Below are 17,947 nucleotides of genomic sequence, written 5' to 3'. Positions count from 1 at the left end.
GACCGGCCCTTCCTTCGTGACGTCAGGTTAGAACTTGATCGTCGCCCTGGCGTAATAATAGCCGCCGTTCGTGCCGTAGGGGCCGAACGTATAGGGGGCGTTGATGGTGCCGCCATTGTTGATGTAGGGCGAATTGCCCGTGGTCGGCCAGGTCGCCGGGTCGTAGTTGCCCACCAGCGGCGCGATTTCCGGCTTCTTGTCGAACAGGTTGTTCGCACCGATCGCGATGTTGGCGAATTCGGTGATGTCATAATCCAGTTCGAGATCGAAGATCGCCGCCGGCTTCACTTCGGCATTATAATAACGCTGTCCGTTCGCCAGCAGGATCGGCGCGGGCAGGGCCGCAATGCCCCGCGAAGCGTTGCCGTTGGACGACGTGCTGTTCGGCTGCACGTAGGAATTCACTTTGGTATAATAGTTCATGCGCAGATTGGCGCCAAACCGGCCGCTGGTGAACAGAGCACTGGCCGTGCCCTTGAACTTGGGGCTGGCCGCTTCGATGGTCTGTTCGGCGGTGGGGCTGAACAGGGTGCCGAGCTTGTTCTTCGTGACCTTGGTCACATTATAGTTGGCGCCCAGCGACAGGTCGAGTTTGCCGAAGTCCAGATTGACCGGATAGCGCGCTGCGATTTCCAGGCCCTTTGTCGAGGTGTCGATACCGTTGGTGAAGGTCTGGATCGCGAGCGAACCGTTGCTAATGACGGTGGGGTCGAGTTGCTTGCCGCTCGCGGCGATCGCGGCCTGGACCAGGTCATAGGGCGTCAGGCCGTTGATCAGCGGTGTCAGGATGCGGGTCGGTGCGGTAGTCAGGCCGTTAAATTGCTGGCCTGTGATCGAACCCGAGGACACGATGCGGTCCTTGATTTTGATGTAATAGCCGTCCAGCGTGATCGCCAAACGCGGGATCGGGCGCAACACGATGCCGGCGGACAGGTTGACCGACTTTTCCGGCTTCAGCGCGCCGAAGCCCGCGCTTGCCGAACCGGGCGAACTGGGCGCGAGTTGCAGCGTGGCCGAGGTCGGGCCGACATTGGTCGACGAATAGCCCGATTCCTGAAGCGACGGGGCGCGGAAGCCGGTGCTGGCGGTGCCGCGCAGCGCGAAAGCGTCCGAGAAGTCGTAACGGGTCGTGATCTTGCCGATCTGGGTGTCGCCGAAATCGCTGTAATGTTCGTAGCGGCCGGCGACGTCGACCAGCCATTCGGGCGTCGGATTGAAGGAGACGTCCGCATAGATCGCCTTGGCGGTGCGGCGCAGCGTGCCGGCGTCGCTGGCGGCGTAGCCGGGGAAGGACTGGCCGCCTTCGATATAGAGCGACAGTGGATCGCCTTGGCCGATGGTGTAGCTCTCCCGGCGATATTCCGCGCCGAACGCAAGGTTTAGTGGCTTGTCGAGGCCGATATCGAATTCCTTGCGGATATCGGCCGTGCCGACATATTGGCGGAATTCGAACTTGCCGTCGTAGAAGTCGCTGGGCGACTGGCCGGTGTTGACGAACAGCGATGCGTTGACCGAGTGGGTCGTATAGACCTTGGCGACGTCTTCCGAATAGCTGGCGGCCAGATCCCAATTCCAGCCGTCGCCCAGATCGCCCCGCAGGCCATTGGTGATCTGGAATTCATTCTGCTTCACTTCGATGTGCGGGACTAGACCGGTCTGTGCGGAGGTGCCGAAGCACTGAGTCGGATCGGTGGTCGTCGCCACCCATACGCCCGCCGAATTCTGGGCGCGGCACAGGCGGGTGGGATGGCGATAGCCCTGGAGCGCGTCGCCATGACGATAGGACACGTCACCGAAGGAGTAGAGTTCGACGCCGCCGAAATCATAGCCGAAATTGTAGAAACCCAGCGTCAGCTTCGACGCCGGCTGGCCGCCATTGACGTTGGCGGTGCAATCGTCCGCATTGCAGGCATCGAGTAGCGGCTTGAAGGCGGGAGAGACATTGGTGACGGTAGTGCCGTTATAGTTCATGACTGAAATCTGGCCGTCGCCGATCGTGGTCCAGTCGCTGCGGCGGTGGAACAGCGAGACGTCGAGATAGCCGTCCTCGCCGATCTTCATGCCGAAATTGCCGCTGGCGCTGTAGGTCGTGCCTTCGCCATCATAATATTGGCCGGCGTTCAGCTTGATGGTGCCGCCCTCCTTGTCATCCTTCAGGATGATGTTGATGACACCGGCGATCGCGTCCGAACCATATTGCGCCGCCGCGCCGTCCTGCAACACTTCGATGCGGCTGACGATGTCCGGCGGGATAAGGTCGATGCTCGGTGCGGCCGAACCGCCGAAGGCGCCGTTGATGACCTGCAGAATGGAGTTGCCATGGCGGCGCTTGCCGTTGACCAGGACCAGCGTGTGGTTGGGCGACAGACCGCGCAGGCGGGCCGACAGCGAAAAGCTCGCCATGTCGGTGCCCTGGGTCTGCGCCTGGAAGGACGGCACGAGTTGGGTCAACGCCTGATTGAGGTTCGGCTGGCCCACGCGGGTCAGCGCTTCTTCGCCCAGCACCTGGATCGGCGCGGCGCTTTCGGCTGCCTGCATGCCCACCGCGCGGGTGCCGGTGACGATGATCGCGGCGCCGTCGTCAGCCTGCGGCTCCTGCGGCGCTTCCTGCGCCATCGCGCAGGCCGACCAGGACGATGCCATAATGAGAGAAAGTTTCAACGCGGACAGTCTTGTCATTCATGCCCCCTGTTTTGCATTATCGATGACAAGGGGATGAACGAGCATTGCCGGTGAAACCGCTATTGCACTGCACAAATTTTACCCGAAAGCGGATTGTTTCCCGACTATTTCTGGCACTTGATCCGCAAGCATGTCGCATCGACTATCGCTCGGCAATTGATAACTGCACGACGATGCCAGTGCATTTTGCAGTCAACTGGCATGGCGGGTTTTTTCGGTTCGTTCGTTTATGCGCCAGTGGTCAGGAGGCTGTCGCTGCATCGATCAGCGCCTTCGCCTCCGGCCCTTCCCAATCCATCGCGCCGATCACCCGCACCATTTCCTTGCCCTGCGCGTCATAAATGACCGTGGTGGGGAGCTGGCCGGTGGCATAATGGAAGCCGAACCGGTTTTCCGGGTCCGCATAGCCCCTGAGATGGGGCAGCTTGTGCTTCTGGAAGAAGGGCGTCACCGCCTTCATTCCCTGCATGTCCTGCGAGAGAGTGAGGACGGCCAGCCCCCTGGCGCCCTGGGCCGCCGCGATCCGGTCCAGTGTGGGCATTTCCGCGATGCACGGCGCACACCAGGTGGCCCAGAGATTGACGAGCAGCGGGCGGCCGGCGAAGTCCTGCAACGTCCTTTCCCCGCCATCGGGATCGAGGAAGGCGAAATCGGGCGCGGGGGTGCCCGCCTTGCTGCGGTCCAGCCTGTAGCTGAAAGCATTGTCCTTCGCGCCCGCGTCCCTGACTTCGCCGGAGGCGGCGGGAACCTCACCGCTGATGCCTGCATTGGCTTGCTCCGGGGACCGGGATTGCCTATCGCAGGCCGCCAGGGCGGCAGGCAGGAGCAGTATCATTAGCGCGCGGAACGACGATATCACGGAAGCAGGCTCCAACAGCATGTGGGGCGGCCGGTTCGCAGCCGGACCGGCATCGATCATGCGTGAGATAAATGCCTCCATCCCCTTCGACAAGCGATTGTGGAAACAGGATATCGCCGGGTCCAAGGCGCATGTCGCGATGCTGGCCGCGCAGGGGATCGTCGATGGCGAGGATGCGCAGGCGATTACCGAGGGACTGAGCCGCATCGCCGCCGAATATGAAGCGAACGGCGTGCCGGTGAACCTGGACCTGGAAGATATCCACATGGTCACGGAGTCGCGGCTGGCCGAGTTGATCGGCCCCGCGGCCGGCCGCCTGCACACCGCGCGCAGCCGCAACGACCAGGTGGCGACCGATTTCCGCCTGTGGGTGCGCGACGCGATCGATGAAGTGGAGGCCGGGCTGCTGGGTCTCCAGCGGGCGCTGGTGGCACGGGCGGAGGAGCATGTCGATGCGGTGATGCCCGGCTTTACCCATCTGCAATCCGCGCAGCCGGTCACGCTGGGCCATCATCTGATGGCCTATTATGAAATGGTGCGGCGCGACCGCAGCCGCTTCGCCGATGCGCGCGCGCGGCTGAACGAATGTCCGCTGGGCGCGGCGGCGCTGGCCGGGACCGGATTCCCGACCGATCGCCACATGACGGCGGCGGCGCTGGGCTTTGCCAAGCCGACCGACAACAGCCTGGACAGCGTCAGCGACCGCGACTTCGCGCTCGACTATCTGATGGCGGCGACCCAGGCCTCGCTGCACCTGTCGCGGCTGGCCGAGGAGTTCATCATCTGGGCGAGCCAGCCCTTCGGCTTCGTGAAATTGCCCGACGCCTATTCGACCGGCAGTTCGATCATGCCGCAGAAGCGCAATCCCGACGCGGCCGAACTGGTGCGGGGCCATGCCGGGCGGATCATGGGATGCATGAATGCGCTGTGCGTCACCATGAAGGGGCTGCCGCTGGCCTATTCCAAGGACATGCAGGACGACAAGCCGCCGGTGTTCGAGGCGCACGACCTGCTGGGCCTGTCGATCGCGGCGATGACCGGGATGATCGAGACGGTGACGTTCCGCACCGATCGGATGCGGGGCCTGGCGGAAAGCGGCTTTGCGACCGCGACGGACCTGGCCGACTGGCTGGTGCGCGAAGGGGGCATTCCGTTCCGCGAGGCGCATCATATCACCGGCCGCGCGGTGGCGGCGGCGGAGGCAACGGGCGTGCCGCTGGACCGGCTGCCGCTCGAGACGCTGAAGGACATTGACGCGCGGATCGACGAGCGGGTCTATGCCGTGCTGACGGTCGACGCATCGGTCGCCAGCCGGCAGAGCCATGGCGGCACTGCGCCGAGCCAGGTACGGGCGCGTGTCGCGCAGGCCAAGGAGGAACTGGGGTCATGAGGACGCGCACGCTCGCGGGGCTTGGCATGGTTGCGCTGGCGCTGACGGCGTGCGGCGGACGCCAGCCCTTGAAGCCGGTCCAGGGCCAGAGCCTGCCCGCCGTGCCGACGGGCGCTGCAACCGCGCCGACCAGCACGGAACTGCTGACGCCCTCCATCCAGGCGCGGCCCGAACGCAATGTGGAATTGCTGACGCAGTCCCGGCAGAGGGGCGACGATCCGTTCGACCTGCCGCCCGAAGCGCGGCCCCAGTAAGTTACAGGAACAGACCTTGGATCATTTCACCTATGTCGATGGCGCCATGCAGGTGGAGCAGGTGCCGATGGACGCGATCGCGCAGGCGGTCGGTACGCCCGTCTATATCTATTCGACCGCGACGCTGGAGCGCCATGTCGGCGTATTCCGCGCGGGCCTGTCGCAGCTTGCGGACCCGCTGATCGCTTTTGCGGTCAAGTCCAATCCCAACGCCGCCGTGCTGGCAACGCTGGCCAGGCTGGGCCTCGGCGCGGACGTGGTGTCGGGCGGCGAATTGCTGCGCGCGGTGGCGGCGGGCATTCCCGCGAACCGCATCGTCTTTTCCGGCGTCGGCAAGACCGCCGAGGAAATGCGGATCGCGCTGGAACAGGGCATCTACCAGTTCAACCTGGAGAGCGAGCCGGAAGCGGAAATGCTGTCGGACATCGCCATGTCGATGGGAAGGAAGGCGCCCGTCGCCTATCGCATCAACCCCGATGTGGATGCGGGCACCCATGCCAAGATTTCCACGGGCAAGTCGGAAAACAAGTTCGGCATTCCCTATGACCGGGCGATCGAGAGCTATGCAGCCGCGCGCGATCTGCCCGGGCTCGACGTGCAGGGCGTCGCCGTCCATATCGGCAGCCAGCTGACCGACCTTGCGCCGCTGGAGGCGGCCTTCGTCAAGGTCGGGGCGCTGATCGAGGCGCTGCGGGCGGAGGGGCATGACATCCGCACCGCCGACCTCGGCGGAGGCCTCGGCGTCCCCTATGATCCCTCGCAGCCCTTGCCGCCCAGCCCGGCGGACTATGGCGCGATGGTGTGTCGCGTGACGCAGGGCTGGCCGGTGCGGCTGATGTTCGAGCCGGGCCGGGTGATCGTGGGCAATGCGGGCGCCTTGCTCTCGCGCGTGGTGCGGGTGAAGCAGGGCGCGCAGGCACCCTTCGTGATCGTAGACGCCGCGATGAACGACCTGATGCGTCCCAGCCTCTATGACGCGTGGCATGATATCCGCGCGGTGAAGCCGGTGGGTGCGCGCGCCACCGCCAATGTGGTGGGGCCGGTGTGCGAGACGGGCGACACCTTCGCCATGCACCGCGACATGGATGTCGTGCAGGCCGGTGATCTGGTCGCCTTCATGACGGCGGGCGCCTATGGCGCGACCATGGCGGGCACCTATAACAGCCGGCCGTTGACGCCCGAAGTGCTGGTGTCCGGCGACAAATGGGCGGTGGTGCGGGCCCGGCCGCCGATCCAGGCGCTGATCGATGGCGACATCATCCCCGACTGGGTGGCCAAGGACATCGAACACTGATGCAGAGCCTGCCCGTCTTCCTGTTGCTGACGGGCAGGCCGGTCATCCTGACCGGTGAGGGCGAGGCGGCCGACGCGAAACGCCGACTGCTGGAGCGGGCAGGCGCGATCATCGTCGGCGAGGAGGATGCGGCGGCGCGAATCGCCATCGTGTCGGACGGAGACGGCGCGGTCGTGGCGCGGCTGCGCGCGCGCGGCGTGCTGGTCAATGCGACCGATCGGCCGGCTCTTTGCGACTTTACCCTGCCGGCGATCGTGGACCGTGATCCGGTGCTGATCGCGATCGGCACCGGAGGCGCGTCGGCGGGCCTGGCCAAGGCTTTGCGGCAGCGGCTGGAAGCGATGTTGCCCGCCCGGCTGGGGGCGCTCGCGGAGGCGCTTTTCGGCGCGCGGATGGCGATCCGCGCGCGCTGGGCCGATGCGGGCGAACGGCGACGGGCGATCGATGCGGGGCTGGCGCCGGGCGGGATCATCGATCCGTTGCAGGAGGACGCGGCCGGGGCGGTGCCATCCTGGCTGGCAGGGACGGGCGACCATCGTGGGTCGCGGCTGGAGTCGATCCGGCTGCTGTCGGGCGATCCCGATGATCTGACGCTGCGCGCGGCGCGGCTGCTGGGGGAGGCGGATCGCGTCTATCATCCGGCGCATGTGCCGGCGGCGATCCTGGACCGCGCGCGGGCCGATGCTGTGCGGATCGTTGCGGATGGGCCGCCCGACGCGCCGGGCGAGGGCCTGTCGCTCTGGTTATATCCGGGCTGATTGCAGCCGCGCGATTTCGTCCTGCAAGGCCTGGATCGAGGAGACGAGACGAGCTCGGTCGGCCTGCATTTCGCGCAGCGTTTCGCGGGTTTCGCCCAGTTCCACCGCGCGGCGGGCGATGCGCGCGTCCAGTTCGGCATTGTGCCGGTTGAGCGTCCCCACCTGCTCGGCGCGCTGGCACAGATGCCGCAGGCGGGCATCGAGCAGGTCGAAGTCGAAGGGCTTGAGGATATGGTCGTCGGCGCCGGCCTTCAGCGCCTCGATCGCGGACTGGCCGTCCTCGCGACCACCGATCATGACGACGCAGGCCGATGGCGCGAGATGGGCGGCGCGCATCTTTTCCATCGTCGTCACCGCCGGCAGCAAGGTCAGGCCCATGTCGATCAGGATGATGTCCGCCGGTCGCGTTACCAGCAGGCCGAGCGCGACATGGCCGTTTTCGGCCAGCGCCACATCATAGTTGAGATGGGACAGGCGGCGCGCCACGACGGCGCGGGCCACGGGATTTTCGTCGACCAGCAGCAGGCGCAGGCGGCGCATCGGCGCAGCGTCGCCGGCCGGGGGCTTCCTGTGCGGATGAATCGGGTTGCGCCTGAAAAACTGCATGGGGTCCGGTTCCTGGGTCGAGGCCGCAGCATAGGATTGGCGCGCAAAGAAATGGTTAATGGCGGGCCGGGGATTACACCGATTTAATTGGTACCGCTCGCCGGCGCGCCATAGCCTTGATCCCGTTCAATCGACACGGGGGATCACATGCCGCAGACCATGGCGCAGCTGGCCATCGAGGATATTGCAGACCTGCCCGACGGCGCGAGCCTGTTCGGACTTGCCGATGGCGATGCGCTCGACATCAGCCTGATGGATGTGGTGATCGCGATCATCGACCAGCCGTGAGGCTTGCCGATCTTACCGCTGCGGTCGCGGTGGCCGACGCCGCGCCGATCGAGCACGCGGTGGCGCTGATCCAGCCGTTCCTGGAGGATATTGGCTGGTTCGAGGCGTTGCTGGATAAGGAAAGGGCGCGGATCGCGGCCGACCCGCTGCATCTGCCCCCTTTCCGGGCGAGCCGCAGCGGCGCGGCGCGGCATCTGGTTTTCGCCCGGACGGAACGCATCTGGGTGACGGCGACCGTCGTCGATCCCGCGCCGGACGCGCATGGCCGCGTGCATTTTTCGGGCCGCCACGCGCTGTGCCGTCCGTTGAACCGGGCGATGAGCGCCGATGCCTATCGTATAGAGCAGGGGCGGGCGGTGCCGACCGGCCCGCGCCTCTGTCAGCCGGGGATGGTGATCGCGGTGGATGAGCGGCGGGAGACGCTGCGCTTTCGGCCGGGGGAGGTTCCCCTGCTGCTGCTCAGGGCGCAAGTCGCGCCGACCGGGCCGGTCGTGTCCCGCCTGTTCGACTTGGCCACGGGTGCGCCGCTGGGGCAGGCGCAGGCGGACGAGGGCCATGCGCGCGCATTGATGCTGCTGTCGCTGCTGCGGATGCAGGGGCGGCGAGACGCCGCCGACCAGTTCGCGGCCGAAATGGACGCTGGGCTGCCGGCGCAGCGCTGGGCGGTGATGCGGGAATATCTGGCGCTCGACACGGGGCGCGCGCTGCCGGCGTTGCGGGCGATGGCCGCGCGGGAAGAGGACGGAGCCGTGCGGTTGCTAGCGCAGCGCACGCTGACCCAGATAGCGGGCGGGTCATGACGCGCCTGATCGAAACCCCGGCGTCGGAGGATAGCATCGGCCTCGACGAGTTGGTGGACTGGTGCGAAAGCGCCGCGTTCGACCCGTCATGCGAGGATGGGCTGGCGGAGGCTGCGCCGATGCTGCGCGCCCTGTCGCGCAACCGCCATTTCCTGGCCGATGCGGCGATCGCCGAACTCAAGACGCGGTGCGCCGAACAGCGGCGGATCAACCCCTATTCGGCGCAGGTGATGCTGCTGCGGCCGCCGAGGGGCAAATATGTGCTGCGGGCGGCCTTCTGGCCCGCGGTCGGCGACCATGTCGTGCGGATGAGCGGGACGGCGCCCTTCCTTTATCATGTGCCGCACGACCATGGTTTCGATTTCCTGACCGTGGGCTATCTGGGGCCGGGCTATGGGTCGGACTATTATGTCTATGAGTGCGATGTCGCCGGGGCGGCGGGGGAGGCGGTGGCGCTGCGCTTCGTGGAACGCAGCTATCTGAGTGAAGGGCGGATGCTGCTCTACCGCGCCAATCGCGATATTCATGCGCAATTGCCGCCCGATTCGCTCTCCGTATCGCTCAATATCCTGGCCAGTGCGCCGGGGCAGGGCTGGCGGCGCCAATATCGGTTCGACACGGCCAGGGGCGTGATCGCCGAATGCATGACGGTGGCGAGCGCGCAGATGCTGCTGGAACTGGCGGTCGGATGCGGTAGCGACAATGCGCAGGACCTGGCGGACAGCTTTTCCAGGGCGCACCCGCAGGATGCGATGCGACTGACCGCCTGGCAGGCGATCGGCGCGACGCTGGAGGATGCGGCGCGGCTGGCGCATTGGGAACAGGGCGCGCGCAGCAGCAGCCCGCTGATCCGCCGGGCCAGCGTCGCGGCCCTCGAAATCATCCATTATGGAGATGAAATGGCTTGTTTTTCTGCTGCCGGAACGGTCGGATGACTTGTATCAGCGGACGGCGGGCCGGATGTGAGCGGACGGATGGAATGCCATGGTTTGGGCAGCGATTTCGCCCCGGTGGCGCGGGCGCTGAACGCGCGCGGGTTCGACCTGGCGATGCGCGGCGACGCCGTCCGCCCCCACCTGCGCGCCGGGGATGCGACGATATTGTGGCAGCGGGTGGATGATCCGGCCGAACGGGCGCGGGCGCTGGAAAGCGGCGCGCATGAGGTTGTCGGTCCCTGGATGCACGAGGAGGAAACGGTCGCGCGGATCATCCGCCTGGCGCGGGAGCGGCAACCGCAACTCGCGCTGGGCGACCTGCTGATCCAACTGGTCGATCGCAGTGTGACGCGGGCGGGACGGGCGGTGCCGCTGCTGGCGCGCGAATATGCTCTGCTGCTGCATCTGGCGCGTCGTCCCGGCGAGGCAGTAACGCGCGGCGAATTGCTGCGCGCGGTGTGGCGGCTGGATTTCGACCCCGGCACCAACAGCGTGGAGGTGCATATGTCGCGCCTGCGCGCCAAGCTCGACCGGGGCTTTGCCCGGCCGATGCTGCATACGGTGAGAGGGCAGGGTTATATGCTGGAGACGGCCGAAGGTGGCGGATCGTCAGGTGTGTAGGCGCGCAGGAAGATGTCGACGGCGAAGGCCGCATCCAACTCGATCTGCGCCGGGTCGGGCGCCTTGATCTGGGCCATGAGCAATTGTTGGTGGCTACCTGCCATGCAGAGCGCCATCAGCACGCGGGCCGCGTTATAGGCGTCCGCCTGCCGCAAATGACCCCGCGCCATCGCGCCTTTCAGGAAGTCCGCGAGCATGGAGCGCGTGTTGCGGGGGGCAAGTTCGAAGAATATCTGGCTGAGTTCGGGAAAGCGGCCGCCTTCGGAAATGATGAGGCGGTGGAGCGCGATGGCTTCGGCCGACGTGACCTTGGCGATCAGGCTGATACAGGCACGGTGCAGGATCGAGCCGAGTTCCCCTTCGGGATCGAGTATTTGCGAGAGCTGCGCCCGATAGGCGCCGGCCACCCGCCCGAGTACGGCCGCGAACAACGCTTCCTTCGACGGGAAATGGCTCCACAAGGTGCCCTTCGACCCGCCAAGCGCGGCGGCGATGCCCGACATGGTCGTCCCCGCATAGCCATGTTCGAGAAAATAACGCTCCGCCACGGTCAGAATCATGTCCTGCCGATTGCGGCGGCGCGCTTCCCGGCGGCCGCTCGGTGGGGGCGTCTTACTCTCCGTCATAAAATCGTACCATATAGTACGCTAACCCTGTTGACAAGGCCTTGCAACAGGCGCAATGGCCATTTTCATACTATCTGGTACGGTTTGTTATGGCGGTGAGTCGCATGGCTTTTTCCTCCCGCGTGATGTGCGCGGCGACATCGGTGATGGCGTTGGCGGCCTGCGCCGCGGTTCCCGATCTTGGTCCCAAACCCGTGGTTCGCGCGCCGGAGAGCGTGGCTGCGCAGCAAAGCCTGGCTGCGTCCGATGCGGCTTGGCCCAGGGATGATTGGTGGACCGCCTATGGCGATCCGCAGCTGACCGCACTGATCGAGGAAGGGCTGCGCAATGCGCCCGACATGGCGATCGCGGCGGCGCGTTTCCGCCAGGCCCAGGCGATGGCGCAGCAGGCGGGTGCGGCGGTGCTGCCGTCGGCCAATCTGGAGGCCAGCGCGGCTGCCACCAAGCAAAGCTACAATATGGGGATGCCCAAGGAGTTCGTTCCACAGGGTTGGCTCGGCACCGGTCGGGTAGCGCTGGATCTTGGCTTCGACCTGGACCTGTGGGGCAAGAACAAGGCGTCGCTGGCGGCCGCGACATCCGAGGCGCGGGCGGCCGAGATCGACGCCCAGCAGGCGCGGCTGGCGCTGACGACGGGCATTGCCGATGCCTACGCCGATCTTGCCCGCCTTCATGACGAGGCGGAAATCCAGCAGCGCACGCTCGACATCCGCACGGCGAGCCAGAAATTGGTCGCCGACCGGCGGCAAAATGGGCTGGAAACGCGCGGCAACGTCCGCCAGGCGGACGCCACCGTGTCGTCGGCCAAGGCGCAACTGGCCGGCGCGCAGCTGGCGATCCGGGTACGGCAGCATCAGATCGCGGCGCTGATCGGCGCAGGGCCTGATCGCGGCCTGTCGATCACCCGGCCGCAGCCAGGCAAGCTGGCGCCGCTCGGTCTCCCGGCCGATGTCACCACCAACCTCGTCGCGCGTCGGCCCGACATCGCGGCGGCGCTTGCCCGCACCGAGGCGGCGGCCAAGCGGATCAAGGTGGCGCGGGCCGATTTCTTCCCGGCGGTGCGGCTGAGCGCGCTGATCGGCCTCCAGTCGCTCGGCTACAACACGATCTTCGCCAATGGCGGCGCGGTCGGTTCGGCGCAGCCCTTCGCCAACAATCTGTTCGAGAAGGATTCGCTCTTCGGCAATGCCGGCCCGGCGATCAGCCTGCCGATCTTCCGGGGCGGAGCGTTGCAGGGCCAGTATCGCGGAGCGCGCGCCACCTATGACGAAGCGGTCGCTGCCTATGACAAGACGGTGCTCGCCGCCTATCAGCAGGTGGCCGATGCCGTCACGACGCGCCGGACGCTGGAGCAGCGGCTGGCCGATGCCCGGGCCGCCGTCGCCGCGTCGGAAGATGCCTATGCCGTGGCGCAGAAACGCTATCAGGGCGGCCTGTCGACCTATCTCGACGTGCTGAACGTCGAGGACCAGTTGTTGGCGGCGCGCGAGGCGCTGGCCGGGCTGGAGGCAGGTGCCTTCTCCACCGATATTGCCCTTATCCGTGCGCTGGGCGGTGGCTTCACCGTCGGCGAACCTCTCTCCAAGGACCAACCGCATGGCTGACGCCGCTCTCGACACCACCGACGCACAGCAGGAAGGGCGCCAGTCGGCGCGCAGGATATGGCTGACCCGGCTGGCGCTGGCGGTCATCGTCCTCGGCCTGATCTGGGCGGCCTGGTACCTGCTGGTCGGGCGTAACCAGGTCAGCACGGACAATGCCTATGTGAACGCCGAGATGGCGCAGGTGACGCCGCTGATTTCCGCGCAGGCGACCGAAGTGCTGGTCAGCGACACCCAGATGGTGAAGAAGGGCGACATATTGGTCAGGCTGGACCCGACCAACGCCCGGATCGCCGTGGCACAGGCACAGGCCGACCTGGCCGAAGCGCGGCGGCGTTTCCGCCAGACGGCCGCGACCAGTGATTCGCTGGCGGCGCAGGTCGATGCGCGCGGCGCGGACATCGTCCAGGCGCGTGCGCAGCTGGCCACCGCACAGGCCGATTTCGACAAGGCGCGCATCGACCTTCAGCGGCGCGAGGCGCTGGTGGGAGACGGCGCGGTGTCCGGCGACGAAGTCACCGCCGCGCGCAAGGGCTATGCCGCTGCCCGGGCCGCGCTGGATCTGGCGCGCGCGGGCGTCAAGACGGCCGAGGCGACGCGCAGCGCGGCGAGCGGCCAGCTGGAAGCCAATGACGCGCTGGTGCGCGGATCGACGATCGACACCGACCCGGCGGTGATGGCCGCCCAGGCGAAGCTGGATTCGGCGAAGCTGGACCTCGATCGGACCGTCATTCGCGCGCCGATCGACGGCGTCGTCACCAAGCGGCAGGTGCAGGTCGGCCAGCGCGTGGCGCAGGGCAACGCGATCATGTCCATCGTGCCGCTGGCCCAGCTTTATGTCGATGCGAACTTCAAGGAACGCCAGCTGCGTGGCGTGAAGGTCGGGATGCCCGCCACGCTGACGTCGGACCTCTATGGCGGCGATGTCGTCTATCATGGCAAGGTTGTCGGTTTCGCCGGCGGCACCGGATCGGCCATGTCTCTGATCCCCGCGCAGAATGCGACCGGCAACTGGATCAAGGTGGTGCAGCGCCTGCCGCTGCGCATTGCGCTCGATCCCAGGGAACTCGCCGCGCATCCGTTGCGGGTCGGTCTGTCGATGGAAGTCGAACTCGAACTTTCCGAAAAATAAGGACAGCCGGGCGATGAGCAGCGACGACGAGATTTTTTCGCGGCTTTCGCCGCGCACCCGGACGCTGGCCGGGCTGGTGCTGGCCATGAGCAACTTCATGGTGGTGCTGGACCTCACCATCGCCAATGTTTCCGTGCCGCACATCGCCGGCAACCTGGGCATCGCTCCCGACCAGGGGACGTGGATCATCACATCCTATGCGGTGGCGGAAGCGATCTGCGTGCCGCTCACCGGCTGGCTCGCCGCGCGCTTCGGCGTGGTCAGGGTCTTCACGCTGGCGATGATCGGCTTCGGATTCTTTTCGCTGATTTGCGGACTGTCGATGACGCTGGGGATGATCGTCGCGGCCCGGGTCGGCCAAGGCATTTGCGGCGGGCCGATCATGCCCATGTCGCAGACCCTGCTGATGCGTATCTTTCCTCCCGAGACGCGATCGCGGGCTATGGGCCTGTGGGCGATGACGACGCTGCTGGGACCGGCCATGGGACCGATCATCGGCGGCTATATCAGCGACAATTGGAGCTGGCACTGGATCTTCTTCATCAACCTGCCGATCGCGGTGCTGTGCGTCTTTGCCGCGCAGGCGCTTCTGCGGCCGGTGGAGACGGATACGGCGCGCGTGCCGATCGACAAGATGGGCCTGTTCCTGCTGGTCTTCTGGATCGGCTGCCTGCAGGTGATGCTGGACATCGGCCGCGACCATGACTGGTTCGCCGATACGACGATCGTCATCCTGGCGGTGCTGGCGGCGATCGGCTTTCTGGCATTCATCATCTGGGAACTGACCGAGGAGCATCCGGTCGTCGACCTGCGCGTGTTCCGCCATATCGGCTTTTCGTCCGGCGTCTTTTCGCTGGCGCTCTGTTTCGGGGCTTATTTTTCCGGTATCGTTATTATCCCGCAATGGTTGCAGACGACCCAAGGCTACACCGCCACCTGGGCGGGCATCCTGACCGCCTTCACCGCGATGGCGGCGCTGATGACGGCGCCTTTCGCCGCCCGCTTCATGGGCCGGGTCGATCCGCGGCTGATGATTTCCGGGGCGGTATTCTGGCTGGGCCTGATGACCTTGTGGCGCGCGCACTGGACCAGCGGGGTCGATTTCTGGACCATGGCCGCGCCGCAGTTCATCCAGGGCTTCGCCATGCCCTTCTTCATGATCCCGCTGACCACGTTGACGCTGGGGTCGGTGCTGCCGAGCGAGACTGCGTCTGCGGCGGGGTTGCAGAATTTCGTCCGTACCATGGCGATCGCGATCGCGACATCGCTGGTGCTGACGGGATGGGGCGATTCGCAGCGCGTGTCCCGCAACGAACTGGCGAGCGTTTTGCAGCCGGGCGACGTGCAGGCCCAACTGAGCGCGATGGGTCTGTCGACCGAGCAGATCCGGCAGACCATTTCCAACATCGTGGAGCAGGAGGCGATCGTGATCGCGGTCGACCATGTCTTCTTCATTTCCGCGCTGGTCCTGTTCGCCGCCGCCGCGATCGTCTGGCTGGCGCCGCGGCCCACCGGGACGGTCGACACGTCGGCGGCGCACTGAGGCTCAGCGCGCGGGGAGAGCGATCCGGCGCGAGATGCCGATGGCGTCGAGAAACGCGGGGTCATGGCTGACCACCATCAGCGCGCCGTCATAAGCGGCCAGCCCCTGTTCGATCGTCGCGATCGAATCGAGGTCGAGATGGTTGGTCGGTTCATCCAGCAGCAGCAGCGGCGGCAGTGTTTCCCCGCCCAGTACGCAGGCGAGCGCGGCGCGTAGCCGCTGGCCGCCGCTCAATGCCTCCACCCGTTGCAGCGCCAGCTCGGCCCGGAAGCGGAAGCGTGCGAGGGCGGCATGGACGGCGTTGCGCGTCGTGCCGGGATGGAGTCTCGCGAAATTGTCGGCGATGGTCGCGCCAGGATCGAGCAGCCCCGCATCCTGATCGAGCAGGGCGCAGGCGATCGGGCGATGCAGGACGCCCGACAGCGGCGCGATCTGGCCGGCGACGAGTTGGAGCAATGTCGATTTGCCCGCGCCATTGGGGCCGGTGATGGCAATTCGTTCCGGGCCGGTCATGGCCAAGCTGAGATTGCGGATCGGCGGATCGGCAGGATCGTGGCCGGCGGTCACATCCTCCAGCCTCAGCAGCGTGCGGTTTGTCGCGACGCAGGCGGCAGGAAGGGCAACGGTCAGCGGGGCGAGAATTTCGATCTGCGCGCGGGCGTCGGCGATCGTCCTTTCGCTCTGCGCGCGCTGCCTCTCAGCGAGGCGGGCGGCGTTCCCGCCGGACCGCTCCGCCTGGTTCTTGCGCTGGCCCAGCAGGATGCGGGGCATGTCGCCTTTCGCCGCATGGCGGGCGCCCGCGCCGTCGCGTCGTTGCTTTCGCTCGGTCGCGCGCTGGATCTTGCGGGCGAGGTCGGATGCCGAGCGCTCGGCATGGTCCAGCGCATGATGGGCCGCGGCCAGTTCGACCGCCTTGCACGCGCGATAGGCCGACCAGTTGCCGCCATAGCGGGTCAGCCCCAGGCCCGTCAGTTCGACGATGGAGTCCATCCGTTCCAGCAGCGTCCGGTCATGGCTGACGATGATCGCGCCGCCGCGCCAGCGCCCGAGCAGCGCGATCAGAGCATCCCGGCTATCGGCGTCGAGATGATTGGTCGGTTCGTCCAGCAGCAGCCAGTCGGGCCGGGCGGCCATGGCCGCCGCCAGCGCGGCGCGGGTGCGCTGACCGCCCGACAGATGCGCCAGCGGCGTGGCGGGATCGGTCGCGAGGCCGACCTCCGCCAGCGCATCGGCGAGGCGCGCGGGCAGGGTCCAGTCGCATTGCTCCAGCTCTGGAATTGTCGCTGCGCCGGTCTCGGCCCGGTCGAGCAGGGCGAGGGCGGCGCGCGCATCGAACAGGTCGGCGATGGTCTGTCCGGTCTCGGGCGCTTGCGTTTGGCGGAGCATGGCGATGTTGCCGCCGACCCGGACATCGCCGGTCGCGGGGCGACATTCGCCCGCCACCAGCGCGAGCAGGGTCGACTTGCCGACCCCGTTGCGACCGATCAGGCCGATGCGTTCGGGAGAGAAACGGAAGTCCAGCCCGGTAAGGACGGGTGTCCCGTCAGGCGCGGACCAGCCGAGGTTGGAAAGCGTGATGGCAGAGAGGGGCGCAGGCATGGACAGGGGCTTTCCCGAAGGCAGAGCGAGGGGGCTGTGCGATCAGGGCGATGTCCATGGCGGCGATCCTTTCGGAAGGGTGAGGGCGTGATGTAAGCGGTCGGAACCAGGGTGGCAAGCCGGGCGTGAGCGCGGGGGGCATCGGGGAAGCGCGCAGCGGCGCGGCGGACAGCCCACCGTGTTGCGATCAAGTCCGGCCTGGCCGCACCCAGCCTCGCTGCCACTCCCGTCAACTGGAGTGGAGTGTCCGCTGACTATAGCTGTAACGCGGCGGCGTCACTCTTCGCCGAACTTATCCTCGACCAGGGTGACGAGCTTGCCGAGCGCGTCGACGGCTTCGGGGCCGGTGGCCTTGATGGTGATGCTGTCGCCCATCGCCGCGCCGAGCATCATCAGGCCCATGATCGACGTGCCGGTGACGTGGTTGCCGTCCTTGCTGACGGTGATGTCGGCGGGGAGGCCGCTGGCCAGGGTGACGAACTTGGCGCTGGCGCGCGCGTGAAGGCCGCGCTTGTTGCTGATCCGGACTTCCTGGCTGATTTCGTTCATGTGGTGCTGCCCAACAGTTCCGACGCGACGCTGATATATTTCTGCCCGGCTTCGCGCGCGGCGGCAACCGCGGCGCGCACGTCCATCACCTTGCGCGCGCTTTCGAGGCGGATGAGCATGGGCAGGTTGATGCCGGCGATCACCTCGATCTCGCCGGCCTTGAGCAGCGAGATGGCGAGGTTGGACGGAGTGCCGCCGAACAGGTCGGTCAGCAGGATCACGCCGGTGCCGTCATTGACGCGGGCTACCGCCGCCGCGATGTCGGCGCGGCGCAGCTCCATGTCATCTTCCGGGCCGATGCAGATCGTCTCGATCTGCTGCTGCGGCCCCACGACATGCTCCATCGCCACGACGAATTCCGTCGCGAGCGATCCATGGGTGACGAGTACGAGTCCGATCATCTGCTTGTG

18 protein-coding genes are annotated in these 17,947 nt (G+C 66.6%); 11 read left to right on the top strand and 7 right to left on the bottom strand.

Features of this window, described 5'->3' with window-relative positions; genetic code table 11:
- Window positions 1-27 precede the first annotated feature (27 nt).
- Both A7Q26_RS13330 and A7Q26_RS13325 read right to left on the bottom strand, forming a co-directional pair.
- On the bottom strand, window positions 28-2,679 hold the full coding sequence (locus tag A7Q26_RS13330; RefSeq protein WP_066860299.1) for a TonB-dependent receptor plug domain-containing protein: 2,652 nt from the start codon (window positions 2,677-2,679) through the stop codon (window positions 28-30).
- A 244-nt stretch (window positions 2,680-2,923) separates the two neighbouring features.
- Window positions 2,924-3,517: a TlpA family protein disulfide reductase gene (locus A7Q26_RS13325; RefSeq protein WP_066860581.1), complete on the bottom strand. Its 594-nt coding sequence runs from the start codon at window positions 3,515-3,517 to the stop codon at window positions 2,924-2,926.
- Window positions 3,518-3,560: 43 nt separating this feature from the next.
- Between A7Q26_RS13325 and argH the strand changes: the two genes are divergently transcribed.
- Genes argH through A7Q26_RS13305 form a run of 4 tightly spaced genes read left to right on the top strand, consistent with a single transcriptional unit; the run spans window position 3,561 to window position 7,237 of the window.
- Window positions 3,561-4,931, top strand: coding sequence for an argininosuccinate lyase (gene argH, locus A7Q26_RS13320; protein WP_066860296.1), 1,371 nt, complete (start codon window positions 3,561-3,563; stop codon window positions 4,929-4,931).
- Window positions 4,928-5,185, top strand: a complete 258-nt coding sequence (locus A7Q26_RS13315; RefSeq protein ID WP_066860293.1) for a hypothetical protein — start codon at window positions 4,928-4,930, stop codon at window positions 5,183-5,185. The genes argH and A7Q26_RS13315 overlap by 4 nt, the downstream gene beginning before the upstream one ends.
- 16 nt (window positions 5,186-5,201) lie before the next feature.
- Entirely contained in the window at window positions 5,202-6,479 is a 1,278-nt protein-coding gene (gene lysA / locus A7Q26_RS13310) for a diaminopimelate decarboxylase (protein ID WP_066860290.1), read from the top strand.
- A complete protein-coding gene (locus A7Q26_RS13305) occupies window positions 6,479-7,237 on the top strand; it encodes a precorrin-2 dehydrogenase/sirohydrochlorin ferrochelatase family protein (RefSeq protein ID WP_066860287.1) in 759 nt (252 codons plus the stop codon). The genes lysA and A7Q26_RS13305 overlap by 1 nt, the downstream gene beginning before the upstream one ends.
- Here A7Q26_RS13305 and A7Q26_RS13300 read toward each other — a convergent pair.
- On the bottom strand, window positions 7,223-7,843 hold the full coding sequence (locus A7Q26_RS13300) for a response regulator transcription factor (protein WP_066860285.1): 621 nt from the start codon (window positions 7,841-7,843) through the stop codon (window positions 7,223-7,225). The two genes, A7Q26_RS13305 and A7Q26_RS13300, sit on opposite strands and share 15 nt — an antisense overlap.
- A 147-nt stretch (window positions 7,844-7,990) precedes the next feature.
- Here A7Q26_RS13300 and A7Q26_RS25590 point away from each other — a divergent pair, with 147 nt between their 5' ends.
- From A7Q26_RS25590 to A7Q26_RS13285, 4 genes are read left to right on the top strand one after another with little or no spacing between them, the layout of a single operon-like run.
- Window positions 7,991-8,131, top strand: coding sequence for a hypothetical protein (locus A7Q26_RS25590; protein ID WP_198162936.1), 141 nt, complete (start codon window positions 7,991-7,993; stop codon window positions 8,129-8,131).
- A complete protein-coding gene (locus A7Q26_RS13295) occupies window positions 8,128-8,931 on the top strand; it encodes a hypothetical protein (protein WP_066860282.1) in 804 nt (267 codons plus the stop codon). The genes A7Q26_RS25590 and A7Q26_RS13295 overlap by 4 nt, the downstream gene beginning before the upstream one ends.
- Window positions 8,928-9,866, top strand: a complete 939-nt coding sequence (locus tag A7Q26_RS13290) for a transposase (protein WP_066860279.1) — start codon at window positions 8,928-8,930, stop codon at window positions 9,864-9,866. Before A7Q26_RS13295 ends, A7Q26_RS13290 begins: the two co-directional genes overlap by 4 nt.
- 27 nt (window positions 9,867-9,893) lie before the next feature.
- On the top strand, window positions 9,894-10,487 hold the full coding sequence (locus tag A7Q26_RS13285; protein WP_232313793.1) for a winged helix-turn-helix domain-containing protein: 594 nt from the start codon (window positions 9,894-9,896) through the stop codon (window positions 10,485-10,487).
- Here the strand turns inward: A7Q26_RS13285 and A7Q26_RS13280 are convergent.
- Complete coding sequence (locus A7Q26_RS13280) at window positions 10,442-11,113, bottom strand: TetR/AcrR family transcriptional regulator (protein WP_066860277.1); 672 nt, start codon at window positions 11,111-11,113, stop codon at window positions 10,442-10,444. The genes A7Q26_RS13285 and A7Q26_RS13280 overlap by 46 nt on opposite strands.
- An 89-nt stretch (window positions 11,114-11,202) precedes the next feature.
- On the opposite strand from A7Q26_RS13280, the gene A7Q26_RS13275 reads away from it, so the two are divergent.
- Genes A7Q26_RS13275 through A7Q26_RS13265 form a run of 3 tightly spaced genes read left to right on the top strand, consistent with a single transcriptional unit; the run spans window position 11,203 to window position 15,389 of the window.
- Window positions 11,203-12,717: an efflux transporter outer membrane subunit gene (locus A7Q26_RS13275; protein WP_066860274.1), complete on the top strand. Its 1,515-nt coding sequence runs from the start codon at window positions 11,203-11,205 to the stop codon at window positions 12,715-12,717.
- Complete coding sequence (locus A7Q26_RS13270) at window positions 12,710-13,846, top strand: EmrA/EmrK family multidrug efflux transporter periplasmic adaptor subunit (RefSeq protein ID WP_066860271.1); 1,137 nt, start codon at window positions 12,710-12,712, stop codon at window positions 13,844-13,846. Before A7Q26_RS13275 ends, A7Q26_RS13270 begins: the two co-directional genes overlap by 8 nt.
- 13 nt (window positions 13,847-13,859) lie before the next feature.
- The gene (locus tag A7Q26_RS13265) at window positions 13,860-15,389 is read left to right on the top strand and encodes a DHA2 family efflux MFS transporter permease subunit (RefSeq protein WP_066860268.1); all 1,530 of its coding nucleotides are present in this window, start codon (window positions 13,860-13,862) and stop codon (window positions 15,387-15,389) included.
- A gap of 3 nt (window positions 15,390-15,392) precedes the next feature.
- Here A7Q26_RS13265 and A7Q26_RS13260 read toward each other — a convergent pair whose 3' ends face one another.
- The 3 genes from A7Q26_RS13260 to A7Q26_RS13250 all read right to left on the bottom strand — a co-directional run bounded on the left by A7Q26_RS13260 (window position 15,393) and on the right by A7Q26_RS13250 (window position 17,938).
- Window positions 15,393-16,988 (bottom strand): ABC-F family ATP-binding cassette domain-containing protein, encoded by a 1,596-nt coding sequence (locus A7Q26_RS13260; protein ID WP_066860265.1) that lies wholly within the window; start codon window positions 16,986-16,988, stop codon window positions 15,393-15,395.
- Between the two features lie 276 nt (window positions 16,989-17,264).
- Entirely contained in the window at window positions 17,265-17,537 is a 273-nt protein-coding gene (locus A7Q26_RS13255) for an HPr family phosphocarrier protein (RefSeq protein WP_066860263.1), read from the bottom strand.
- Entirely contained in the window at window positions 17,534-17,938 is a 405-nt protein-coding gene (locus A7Q26_RS13250; RefSeq protein ID WP_066860260.1) for a PTS sugar transporter subunit IIA, read from the bottom strand. Before A7Q26_RS13250 ends, A7Q26_RS13255 begins: the two co-directional genes overlap by 4 nt.
- Window positions 17,939-17,947 lie beyond the last annotated feature (9 nt).

Source organism: Sphingobium sp. TCM1 (assembly GCF_001650725.1).
Lineage (GTDB): Bacteria > Pseudomonadota > Alphaproteobacteria > Sphingomonadales > Sphingomonadaceae > Sphingobium.
The sequence above is the reverse complement of the archived record's forward strand: the minus strand, read 5'-3'. Positions and strand labels throughout refer to the sequence as shown.